Annotated in this window: 11 protein-coding genes and 1 rRNA gene; all 12 read right to left on the bottom strand. The window is 37.5% G+C overall.

What is annotated here, in order from left to right; genetic code table 4:
- Positions 1–89: 89 nt before the first annotated feature.
- Positions 90–1,271: an IS3 family transposase gene (locus T329_RS0102370; RefSeq protein ID WP_029608847.1), complete on the bottom strand. Its 1,182-nt coding sequence runs from the start codon at positions 1,269–1,271 to the stop codon at positions 90–92.
- 206 nt (positions 1,272–1,477) lie between these two features.
- Positions 1,478–1,780 carry a DUF4298 domain-containing protein gene (locus tag T329_RS0102375; RefSeq protein WP_029608848.1) on the bottom strand — a complete coding sequence of 101 codons (303 nt, stop codon included), beginning with the start codon at positions 1,778–1,780 and terminating at the stop codon, positions 1,478–1,480.
- 40 nt (positions 1,781–1,820) lie between these two features.
- Positions 1,821–2,240: a FoF1 ATP synthase subunit delta/epsilon gene (locus T329_RS0102380; RefSeq protein ID WP_029608849.1), complete on the bottom strand. Its 420-nt coding sequence runs from the start codon at positions 2,238–2,240 to the stop codon at positions 1,821–1,823.
- Positions 2,240–3,640: a F0F1 ATP synthase subunit beta gene (gene atpD, locus T329_RS0102385; RefSeq protein ID WP_029608850.1), complete on the bottom strand. Its 1,401-nt coding sequence runs from the start codon at positions 3,638–3,640 to the stop codon at positions 2,240–2,242. The genes T329_RS0102380 and atpD overlap by 1 nt, the downstream gene beginning before the upstream one ends.
- A 7-nt stretch (positions 3,641–3,647) precedes the next feature.
- The gene (gene atpG, locus T329_RS0102390) at positions 3,648–4,499 is read right to left on the bottom strand and encodes an ATP synthase F1 subunit gamma (protein WP_029608851.1); all 852 of its coding nucleotides are present in this window, start codon (positions 4,497–4,499) and stop codon (positions 3,648–3,650) included.
- Between the two features lie 2 nt (positions 4,500–4,501).
- Complete coding sequence (atpA, locus tag T329_RS0102395) at positions 4,502–6,085, bottom strand: F0F1 ATP synthase subunit alpha (protein WP_029608852.1); 1,584 nt, start codon at positions 6,083–6,085, stop codon at positions 4,502–4,504.
- Entirely contained in the window at positions 6,086–6,634 is a 549-nt protein-coding gene (gene atpH / locus T329_RS0102400) for an ATP synthase F1 subunit delta (RefSeq protein ID WP_029608853.1), read from the bottom strand. It abuts the gene before it with no gap.
- On the bottom strand, positions 6,634–7,197 hold the full coding sequence (gene atpF / locus T329_RS0102405) for a F0F1 ATP synthase subunit B (protein ID WP_084273873.1): 564 nt from the start codon (positions 7,195–7,197) through the stop codon (positions 6,634–6,636). Before atpF ends, atpH begins: the two co-directional genes overlap by 1 nt.
- 10 nt (positions 7,198–7,207) lie before the next feature.
- On the bottom strand, positions 7,208–7,441 hold the full coding sequence (gene atpE / locus T329_RS0102410; RefSeq protein WP_029608855.1) for an ATP synthase F0 subunit C: 234 nt from the start codon (positions 7,439–7,441) through the stop codon (positions 7,208–7,210).
- Positions 7,442–7,450: 9 nt separating this feature from the next.
- Complete coding sequence (locus tag T329_RS0102415) at positions 7,451–8,218, bottom strand: F0F1 ATP synthase subunit A (RefSeq protein WP_029608856.1); 768 nt, start codon at positions 8,216–8,218, stop codon at positions 7,451–7,453.
- A complete protein-coding gene (locus tag T329_RS0102420) occupies positions 8,202–8,624 on the bottom strand; it encodes a hypothetical protein (protein WP_051630139.1) in 423 nt (140 codons plus the stop codon). Before T329_RS0102420 ends, T329_RS0102415 begins: the two co-directional genes overlap by 17 nt.
- A 218-nt stretch (positions 8,625–8,842) precedes the next feature.
- A 23S ribosomal RNA gene (locus tag T329_RS0102425) occupies positions 8,843–10,471 on the bottom strand; the annotation flags it as partial.

Raw genomic sequence — 10,471 nt, forward strand, 5'->3', positions numbered from 1 at the left:
TAAGTAGCAAAAAAACTTAACGTTTTAAACATGGACAAAAAATAACATCTCAATAAACATGGACATAAAAAATTAACATTTTTTTATGATTATAACATCTCAACAAATTGCTGAGGTGTTTTTCAATTTAAGTTTGATTGAATGCGATTGAAATTGTATCAATGGATATAATCTTTTATAGTTGATTCCAACTCAATAAACGATATTTTTGTATAGTCTAAGTGGTTCAATAATTCTGTTTTTAGGATTCCAAATCAATATTCAATTTCTCTATTGTCCAGAGAATTTCCAACTCTAGATAGCGAAACTGTACCACCAAGCTCATTAACCTTGTTTAAATACGCGTTGTTAGTGTATTGAAAACCATGGTCTGAATGAATAATGAAATTACTGAAACCCGAGTTTTCAATATCTTTAAGATTGTCTAAAACAAGATCTAAATTATTTGTTTTTGATAGTTTAAAACCTATAACTTGTTTTGTTTTGTGGTTAAGAATAGCAGATAAATACACAAAAGACTCGTGTACATCACGCGGTGAATTAACATATGTAACATCAGTTGCAAAAATATTTCTATTTAAGCTATCGTTATAATCTCTATTAACTATATTTAAAATTGAAGAAGCTGTATCTTTAATTTCCTTATTTTTTCTTTTTTGTCTCAATATGCATTTTAAACCCAAAATATTTAAATATCTTCCCAAAGTACGCGAATTTATTGATATTTTGTACATTTTTTCAATATAAACACTTAATTTCTCTCTTCCATAACGACCTTTATTAGAATTAAATGCTTCTTTAATGATTTCGCTGTGTTTGACTTTCTTTGCACTGATATTTATAATTTTATGTTTTGAGATAGTTTGTCGACAAAGGTTAAAAAACGTTGAAAGTTTTACCGCACTTATGTTTATCTTTTGTGATTCCTTAATCTTGTCCTTAATTGGTAAATCTTTAGTTATTTCATAATATCTTTTAGCAATTTCTATTAGTTCATCTTTATTAAAAATATTCCAGTCAGGTTCTATACGTTTTCTAGGTCTACCACTTCCTTTTTTACGCTCCAAACCTTTTTTTGTAAGTAATTTATCTTCCATACCTAAATTATAGTATTTTATTATTTTGGATATTCGTTTGCGAATATTTTTCCTTTTAGCTTTTTGGGTATCTGGGGAAATCTCGTACATAACTTTGATTGAAGCTTCAAACCCTTCCTCTAGATATGTTTGATAAATAAGACAAAATTCTTCCTTGGTTAAATGTTTAGACATTTTAATTCCCTTTCTGTAAAACGAAAAATTAACACCTTTTTTTCAGATGTTAATTTTTTTGTCCAGCTTTAAAAAAGATGTTGTTTTTTTATCCATGTTTACTAAAAAAAGGATATTTTTTGGTGCGGTTGTATTTGATTAAAAACTAAAAAGTAAAAAAGTATATAGTGGTTATAACATTTAAGTGTTGGTAAGTGATGAATAAACTAAGAAATTGCCTTATCTATAGCTAAGGTAAGCTCATCGAGTTTTGAGATGGTTTCATCAGCATCTAAAAATAAATTGTAAATTGCATCCTGAGACAAAATTGCGCGCGGCAATGAAGCGAATTGATCAGTATTTTGATCCATTGTAATAAGCTGTTGGTATTGAGTTGAGTGATAAAACTGTTTTAATTGGTCTAATGTTTCAAGCTCGCATGCAAGCGCGTCGATGGCGTTGTTTAAGTTATCAAATTTATCTTTTAGTCGATTGTAAATTTGTTCATATTTGGTGATTATATTTTTCATTGCCCCAATTATACAAAATAACACAATGGCGTGCATTGTGTTATTTGCGGTTATTGTAAATGTCAATTTTGGAAATAGCTTTGCGCAATTGCAGTTCGTATTTAACATAGTCAATGCTATCAGCTGATTTCATTTGGGCTAAAGCATGGTCGCGCTGATCTAAAGCTCAAGCCAGCACGATGTCTTTATCATAAACTATATCATCAGTGATGATTTTAATTTCTTTACCATCGGTAAAAACTAAACCACCGCCAATAGCACAGGTTTTGTGCTCTGGATCTGAAGCTGAATTGATCAATAATTTACCTACAGCAATATTCGACATAAATGGCACATGGTTTAGCATCAAAGTAATGGCTCCACCTGCGATTGTGGAAAGAGTTACTTGTTGCACAGGACCATCAAAGAAAATGCCAGTAGGAGTAGTGATGAATAAATTGATTGAGTTAGTAGATTTCATTATTTTTGATTTTGTTTATATTCAGCGTAGCGTGCATCAACATCGCTGATATCGCCCGCATATAAGAATAAATCTTCAGGAACTTCATCGTAATGGCCGTCCAGTATGGCTCTAAAGCTTTTAATGGTGTTAGCTAGTTTAACGTAAGCACCTTTTTTACCAGAGAATTTTTCAGCCACAGTGAAAGGTTGTGATAAAAAGTTTCTAATTCTACGTGCACGTGAAACTAGTAGCTTGTCTTCTTCGCTTAACTCACCCATACCTAAAATAGCAATAATATCTTGCAATTCTTTAAAACGTTGCAAAATTGAAACTACGCCATAAGCTACGTTGTAGTGTTCTTGCCCAACAACTAGTGGATCTAGCAATTTTGAACTAGATTCAAGTGGATCTACGGCTGGATAAATACCTAACGAAGCAATATTACGATCTAGCACAGTTTTGGCATCTAGGTGGTTAAAAGTAGTTGCAGGAGCGGGGTCAGTTAAATCGTCCGCAGGCACATAAACAGCTTGCACGGAAGTGATTGAACCTTTGTGTGTTGAAGTAATTCTTTCTTGCAATTGACCCATTTCAGTAGCTAAGGTAGGTTGATAACCCACCGCACTAGGCATACGGCCTAAAAGTGCTGACACTTCTGAACCAGCTTGCGTGAATCTAAAGATGTTATCCACGAATAAAAGTACGTCTTGATTTTGTTTATCACGGAAGTATTCAGCCATGGTTAAACCAGTTAAGGCAACACGCATTCTGGCCCCTGGAGGTTCATTCATTTGTCCAAACACTAGAGCAGTTTTATCTAGCACGCCAGTAGCTTTCATTTCGTAGTAAAGATCATTTCCTTCACGAGTACGCTCACCAACGCCAGCAAACACACTTAAACCACCGTGTTGAGTAGCGATGTTGTTGATTAATTCTTGTACTAGGACGGTTTTACCTACTCCAGCCCCGCCGAATAGACCAATTTTACCACCTTTAGCATAGGGGATTAATAAATCGACTACTTTGATACCTGTTTCTAAAATTTCGCTGGCAGTTTTTTGCTCTTCATAAGAAGGTGCTTGGGCGTGAATTGGCATTAATTCAGTTTGAGGTTGCTCTTTTTCATCAATGGCTTCACCAAGCACATTGAACATGCGTCCTAAAACTTGTTCACCTACCGGCACTGAAATTGGTGCTCCAGTGTCAATAACATCAACGCCACGAGCTAAACCATTAGTTGAAACCATAGCAATTGTACGCACAGTTTCATCGCCAATGTGTTGGGCTACTTCTAGGGTGAAGCTAGTGCCATTAAAATCAGCACGTAAGCAGTTTAATAAGGCAGGCAAGTGTCCTTTGGGGAATTTAACATCCACAACGGGACCTAAAATTTGAATAATTTTTCCTTTTACGTTCATGTTCCTCCTAGACAGCGTTGGCTCCACCAACAATTTCGTTTAATTCCTGGGTAATGTTGCTTTGACGTTTGCGGTTGTAGTCTAAGTTTAAATTGTTAATTAATTCATCAGCGTTATCGGTGGCTGTTTCCATCGCCGCACGGCGGGAAGCAAACTCACTTATAATAGCGCTGGCAAAAGCTAGGTTGATTTTTGCTCCCACAAAAAGTGGCAATGTGTTAACTAACACATCGACAACGTTGGGTTCAAATTCAATTAAACTGCGCAATTTGTCTTTTTGTTTAACCTCGCGGTTGATGTTATAAGGCAAAATTTGCTCGTTAGTTTCATTTTGCACTAAGTTGTTGACAAAATGATCATAAATAATATTAATTTGGCCTACAGCGTTAGAGTTATATTGTTGCATGGCTAATTTAACTATTTGTTGAGCTAGTTTATCAGGTGTGATGTTAGCTCATTTTTGCATTCAAATTAGCTGTGAACTAAAGCGATTTTGCAAAGCAGAAATAGCTTTAGAGCCAATTAAAATAACTAAATCATCAGCATTAATTGTACGTTTAGCTAGTTTAATAACATTAGAGTTGTGCGCTCCGGCTAAACCTAAATCACTGGCAACTACAATAAATAAACGTTTAGCTGAGCGGTGCTGATTAGTGTATTCTTGGAGTTCAAGTGAGTCCACATTAGCTAAAAACTTGTCAAAGACATCGCGTACTTGATCATGATATGAAGTGACCACATTAAAGTATTCGCGTGCTTTACGCATTTTGGAAGTGGAAACTAGTTCCATGGCGTGCGTAATTTTACGAATCGATTCAACAGTGTGAATACGAGATTTGATTTTTTGTAAACTGGCCATAATTAGCTTTCTAGCTCAGCACAATATTGCTGTGGCATTGGGGCATAATCTTCAGGATTGTAATTAGGTCAAGCAATCGTGATTTCTTTAACGATTTTAATTAGTTGCTTGATTAATTTAGCTTTAATCTCATCTGTTAAATCATTACCATTAGCGGCCATTTCGTCACTAATAATAATTCCTTCTGAGCTTTCCATGAACTTGACCACTTCGTCGCGGTATTTTAAAATTGCTTCTTTAGGTAGTGGGTTAATGATGCGCTCTTTGTTGCCTAGTAAAATAGCAACTTGAGCATAAACATTAATTGGTTGATATTGGCCTTGTTTTAGCAATTCAAACACTTTAGCACCATGTTGCAAAATGGTTTTGGTTGATTGGTCTAAATCTGAACCAAATTGAGCAAACGCAAGCATTTCATTATATTGAGCCAGTTCTAGTTTAAGCGAAGAAGAAACTTTCTTCATGGCTTTAATTTGGGCGGCTGAACCAACCCGCGAAACACTAAAACCTACATCAACAGCAGGGCGCTGACCTGAGTGGAACAAGTTTTCACGCGTGAAAATTTGGCCATCAGTAATTGAAATTACGTTAGTAGGAATGTAGGCTGAAATATCCCCTTGCTGAGTTTCTACAATAGGCAAGGCAGTAATTGAACCACCACCATGCGTTGAGTTAACTCTAGCAGCACGCTCAAGTAGTTGTGAGTGTAAATAGAACACATCCCCTGGGTAAGCTTCACGTCCAGGTGGACGGCGCAATAATAGTGAAAGTGTACGATAAGCCACGGCGTGTTTACTTAAATCATCATAAACAATTAGCACATCTTGACCTTGTTCCATTCATTCTTCAGCAATAGTTACTCCTGAATAGGGAGCTATATATTGTTGAGGCGCAAGTTCAGAAGCACTTGAAACTACAACCGTAGTGTACTCAAGTGCACCTGTTTCTTCAAGTTTGTGCACAATTTGGGCTACGGTTGAATTTTTTTGGCCAATGGCAACGTAAACACATTTAACGTTTTTGCCTTTTTGGTTAATGATTGTGTCAATTGCGATGGCAGTTTTACCAGTTTGACGATCACCAATGATTAATTCACGTTGGCCACGGCCAATTGGAATCATTGAATCAATTGCCACAATTCCGGTTTCTAAGGTAACATTAACCTCTTTACGTGACATAACGCCAGGTGCAACACGGAAGATTTCACGTGTTTTGGTGGTTTTAATTTCGCCTTTACCATCGATTGGTTGACCTAAAACGTCCACCACACGGCCAATTAATTCGTTGCCTACGCCAATTGAAATAACTTGGCCAGTACGTTTGCACTCATCACCTTCGCTTAATTCGTTGGCGTGACCAAAAATAGCAATACCGACTACTTCTTCTTCAAGGTTAAGCACCATGCCGTAAATGTCATTTTTAAAGGCGATGATTTCACCGTTTTTGGCGTTGTCTAGCCCGGTTGCTAAAGCGATTCCATCACCAATGGTGATAATTTGGCCCACTTCGCTAAAATCAACAGTTGAATTAAAGTTTTTAATGCGAGCTTTAATGATTTTGTAAATATCTTCGTTATATGATGCCATCTACGCCTCCTTTCGCGAGATTAATTTAGCAAGTTTATCTAAGTCTAAAGCGTTATTTTGTTCAATTACATCGCTATCTACTTCGATTCTAAAACCAGCTAAAAGTTCAGGTTTAATAATGCTCACTAAATTAATTTTGCAATTATATTTAGCTTGTAAATAGTTTTTAAATTTATCCTTGCGTGCTTGATCTAGAGCAAATGAGGTATAAATTTTGGCACGTTTAACACCTTGATGTTTTTCTACCAAAGTAAAAAAGTGTTTAGTAATGCGCGAATATAAACCAACACTTTTGCGTTCTATTAACACTTTAAAAAAGTTAGTGATTAAATCTGAAGTAGTTAAAGATGCAAATGTTTGATCAATGAAGCTAAATTTAGTTTCATTATCCAAGGCAGGATTAGCTAAAAGCTGTAAAAATGGTTTGTGTTCACGCACCGCGTTATGAAAGCTGGCAAAAAGAGTGTAAGTTTGCTCAAGCTCATTGTTTTCTTTGGCCAACTCAAATAATGCATACGCATAGCCTTCAACGTTAGCTTTTTGATACATTATTTACCTTCTAAAAATTGATCAATGATTTCGTTTTCAATTTCTTCATTTGCATGTTTAGCTAAAATTTTGCGGCTTAGCATTGACGCTGCTGAAGCAATTTGTGCACGATTTTGTTCTTCAAGTTGTTCTTTTTGCAGCCTTACATCGGTTTTAGCTTCTTCGATTATGCGTTCAGCCTCGCGTTTGCCTTTATTGATGTAGCGCTCTAAAACTTTATCGCCTTGCAAGCGTGCACGCGTTAATACGTTTTGGGCTTCATCATGAGCGATTTGCAACTTTTCATTAGCCTTGGCCAAAAGTTGCTGTGAACTTGAATTAGCTTGTTCGGCTTGATCAATATTGTCTTGAATGTATTTTTGCCGAGCCGCGATAGCTTCTTTGACTGGTTTATACATAAAGTGTCACAAAATAAGCATCACTAAAAGTAGTGATATTAATGTAGCCACTAGCATTGGTCAAGAAGGATATAATTTGGCAAATTTTTCACCAAAATCTTCTTCAACACTTTTAGGAGCGAATGCTCCGCTGGATTGTGATAAGTGAGTTAAATATGTAAGCATAAATTACTCCTTATCTGTTTGCAAATACGAAAATTAGTAAAATAGCAATTAAAAAACAATAAATTGCGGCTGTTTCAGATAAAGACATACCAATAATCATGATAGTTCTTATTTTTGAAGCAGCTTCAGGGTTACGTCCCACTGATTCAGCAGCACGCCCTGATGCAAGTCCTTGCCCTAGTCCAGTACCGATGCAACCTAGCATACAAATACCAGCGCCAACAGCGATTAAACCTTTATCCATAATAACCTCCTAGTAAATATTATTTGATAATGTGATTATATTAGAATTTTGTTCTTTAGCATTTGATTTAACTTTTTTTGGTTTTTTAGTACGCATTTGTACTTCGTTAGTTCAATAAATGGTAGTTAAAACCGTAAAAATTAAAGTTTGAATTGCAGCACCGAAAATATCAAAAAACATGTGCATTCACGGTGTCACGATTGTGGCAAAAAAGTATAGTTGCGGGCCGGGAAAAATTAAACTTCATGCCCAGCCAGCTGCATAATACACACTCGCCATAATTACAGCTCCGCCGGTGATATTACCAAACATACGGCAACTTAGCGCAATTAAAGGTGAAAATTGACCCAATATTTCCGCGGGGTTACGAATGTAACGGAAAAAGTATCATAGGCGCTGGTATCATATACCCACCAAGTAAATGCCAATGAAAGTAATTAACGCAAGCGTTAAAGTAATTGAATATGAGGAAGCAATAGGTTCTAGACCAATTAAGCCAAGCATATTACCAATAAGTAAAAATGTTGCGAGAGCAAAAATGTAAAAGCGAGCTCATGGCAATTTACCTGAAGCTGTATCATCATATGCATTATCTAGCATATTAACATATGTTTCAGCCACTAGCTGAGTAGCTGAAGGTGCTTTATTAACTTGCGAGCCTTTTTTGATTTTAATAAATACAACCAGACTAATAATTAAAATTATTAACACTGTAACAGCTAGTGAAAGCAGTTGGGGTTGATTTCAAACACCAAAATGTTTAGCGAATACTTCCATGTGCCTCCTTTCGTTTATTTTTTCACAAATGAGCCAAAATTATTGCTACTTTGACATTAATTAATGCAAAACTAAAACTAAACACATTAACTGGCCCACTAACGATGTGATCAAAGCCAAGCGCAAAATAATTGATTGCAAAAATTAACGCTAATACAAGCGAAACTAGTGTTAAAGCTAAAACTCAATTAAGCATGCTATAAGCATAAGCACTTTGTTTGCTAGTTAATATTTTTGTGCTCAGCAATATTCTTAACTCAAAGAGCAAGTAAGAAACGCTTGCTCCAATCACGTATCCAAATATTAATGAGGGTATAAGCCAACTTAGTGATGCTAACACTATACTCAATAAGGAAAATAAAATTCAATGCACATTTGTGACTTTATAAATAAATTTTATATCCATTATGCCCCTATAAATTAATATCTAATACTAGTTAAATTTTAATACTTTAATGCAATATCTAAAACAAAAAAACACGCTAAAGTGAATAATATTTTGCTTAAATAAGCCTAAATATAGGTTTATATGCATTAAAGTATAAAAAAACTGCCTTAGGCAGCGTGCTCTTTGAAAACTGAATAGTTGTTTTAAAATTCATTGAAATGTCATAAATACACATTACTTTTAAACCTATCGATTTATTAGTACTGGTCAGCTCAACATGTCGCCATGCTTACACATCCAGCCTATCGACCTCATAGTCTATAAGGAATCTCAAGGGAATACTAATCTTTGAGGAGGCTTCCCACTTAGATGCTTTCAGCGGTTATCCTTTCCGTACTTAGCTACCCAGCTATGCTCCTGGCGGAACAACTGGAACACCAGTGGTACGTCCGTTTCGGTCCTCTCGTACTAAAAACGGCTCTCATCAATATTCCAACGCCCACATCAGATAGGGACCGAACTGTCTCACGACGTTCTGAACCCAGCTCGCGTACCGCTTTAATGGGCGAACAGCCCAACCCTTGGAACCGACTCCAGCTCCAGGATGCGATGAGCCGACATCGAGGTGCCAAACCTTGCCGTCGATGTGATCTCTTGGGCAAGATAAGCCTGTTATCCCCAGGGTAACTTTTATCCGTTGAGCGACTGCCATTGCACAATGTACAGCCGGATCACTAAGTCCTGCTTTCGCACCTGCTCGACTTGTAAGTCTCACAGTCAAGCACACTTCTACCTTTGCGCTCTGCATACGGTTTCTGACCGTATTGAGTGTACCTTTGAACGCCTCCGTTACTCTTTAGGAGGCGACCGCCCCAGTCAAACTACCCACCACGCACTGTCCCCCCACCCGATGATGATGGCAGGTTAGAAACTCAATATAACAAGGGTGGTATTTCAAGGTTGACTCCACTAAGACTGGCGTCTTAGCTTCAAAGTCTCCCACCTATCCTACACATGTTAGACCAAATTTCAATACGAAGTTGTAGTAAAGCTCCATGGGGTCTTTTCGTCTTGATGCGGGTACCCAGCGTTTTCACTGGGACCATAATTTCACCGAGTCTAGTGTTGAGACAGTTGAGAGATCATTGCGCCTTTCGTGCAGGTCAGTATTTAGCCGACAAGGAATTTCGCTACCTTAGGACCGTTATAGTTACGGCCGCCGTTCACCCGGGCTTCATTTCAACGCTTCGCATAAAGCTAACGCATCCACTTAACCTTCGGGCACTGGGCAGGCTTCACCCCCTATACATCACCTTGCGGTTTAGCAGAGAGCTGTGTTTTTGATAAACAGTTGCCCCTCATAATTTTCTGTGGCTCACTTGCGTGAGCACCCCTTCTTGCGAACTTACGGGGTCATTTTGCAGAGTTCCTTAACACTAGTTTTCTCGCTCGCCTTAGAATACTCATCTTGGGGACGTGTGTCCGTTCTCGGTACAGGTTTCCATAATATTAAGTTTAGAAGCTTTTCTTGGAAGTATGAAATCAACTAATTCAGCTTGCGCCTATGCGTCACAGCTCCCGGTTACAAATTGCGGATTTGCCTACAATTTCCAGTTGCTACTTGCCCCTCAATCCAGTAAGAGGTAAGCCTATCCTTCTCCGTCACTCCATCACTATTATAGAAAGTACAGGAATATTAACCTGTTGTCCATCGACTACGCGTATCCGCCTCGCCTTAGGTCCTGACTAACCCTGGGTGGACGAACCTTGCCCAGGAAACCTTCCCCAATAGGCGTCGTGGATTCTCACCACGAATCGTTACTCATACCGGCATTCTCACTTCTTAGCGCTCCACCAGTCCTCAC

This window comes from Mycoplasma simbae ATCC 49888 (assembly GCF_000702705.1).
GTDB lineage: Bacteria > Bacillota_I > Bacilli_A > Mycoplasmatales > Metamycoplasmataceae > Mycoplasmopsis > Mycoplasmopsis simbae.